Origin of the sequence: Streptomyces phytophilus, assembly GCF_013870535.1 — a bacterium.
Lineage (GTDB): Bacteria > Actinomycetota > Actinomycetes > Streptomycetales > Streptomycetaceae > Streptomyces > Streptomyces phytophilus.
Map to the genome: position 1 here is coordinate 1 of NZ_JACBXC010001496.1, position 1,337 is coordinate 1,337.

The 1,337-nt window shown below is 74.3% G+C and carries 1 protein-coding gene; it reads left to right on the top strand.

All coding sequences use genetic code 11. The annotated features are described in order from the left end of the window. The coding region (locus tag H5J30_RS33680) for an ERAP1-like C-terminal domain-containing protein (protein ID WP_258563672.1) at nt 1-1,094 on the top strand (1,094 nt) is incomplete at its 5' end. Nucleotides 1,095-1,337: the final 243 nt, after the last annotated feature.

Here is a 1,337-nt window from a genome sequence, read left to right on the forward strand (position 1 = left end):
TGCGGCGAACTGTCCCTCCTCGCCGCCCAGACCAACCCCGGCGAACTCATGCGCGCACACATGACGTCACCGACGGGTACGCGGTCGTCCGGGAGCTGGCCGGGCAGCCGCGCCCGGAGCTGATCCTCGTCAACGACGACGACCTGACCTTCTGCAAGGCCCGCTTCGACGAGGACTCGCTCGACACCGTCCGCGAACGCCTCGGCGACCTCACCGACCCCCTCACCCGCGCCATCGCCTGGGCCGCCGCCTGGGACCTCACCCGCGACGGCCTCATGCCCGCCCGCGACTACCTCGGCCTCGTCCTGCGCTTCGCCGGCCGGGAGACCGACATCGGCGTGCTCCAGGGCCTCCACCAGCAGGCCCACTACACCGTCGACCACTACACCGCCCCGGGGCACCGCGCCGAGGCCGAGCAAGCGCTCGCCGAGGGGGCGCTCGGCGAGCTGCGGCTCGCGCCGCCCGGCAGCGACCACCAGCTGGCGTGGGCCCGCTTCTTCGCCTCCGTCGCCACGACGGAGCAGGACCTGCAACTGCTGCGCGGCCTCCTCGACGGCCAGGCGAAGATCGACGGCCTCGACGTCGACCAGGAGCTGCGCTGGGAGGTACTGCTCCCGCTCGTCGCGCACGGCGTCGCCGACGCGGCGGCCGTCGACGCCGAACTGGCCCGCGACGACACCGCGTCCGGCAGGCGCCACCAGGTCCGCTGCCTGGCCGCCCGGCCGGACGCGGCGGTCAAGGAGGCGGCGTGGCGGGCGGTCGTCGACTCCGACGAGCTGTCCAACGCGATCGTCGAGGCGACGATCTCCGGCTTCACCCGGCCCGGGCAGCGGGAGCTGCTCGCGCCGTACGCGCCGCGGTACTTCGCGGAGATCGAGCGGATCTGGCGGGAGCGGACGATCGAGAGCGCCATGGCGGTCGTACGGGGCCTCTACCCGGCGCTCCAGGCGCACCAGGCGACGCTGGACGCGACGGACACGTGGCTGCGCGGCACCGAGGGCTCGGCGCCGCCGGCGCTGCGGCGGCTGGTGTGGGAGGCGCGCGACGACCTGGCGCGCGCGCTGCGCGCGCAGGAGCGCGACAGGCAGGACTGAGCCCCCGGGGCCCGGCCCGTACACCCATGATCGGCCTGCCTGTTCGGCAGTCGAACGTGTGCGCATTAGCCCCGGCTTGTCCGCATTCTTCGACGGCCCTGTAACAGCGGTTAGGGGAGGGCGGGCAGCCGGGAATCCAGCCGCCATGAACGCGAACTCGCCCTTCCCGGCACCACTCAGCCCACGCCCGCTCCACCACGCCGCCGGCGCCCGGGGCCAGGTCATGACCGCCCGGCAACTGCG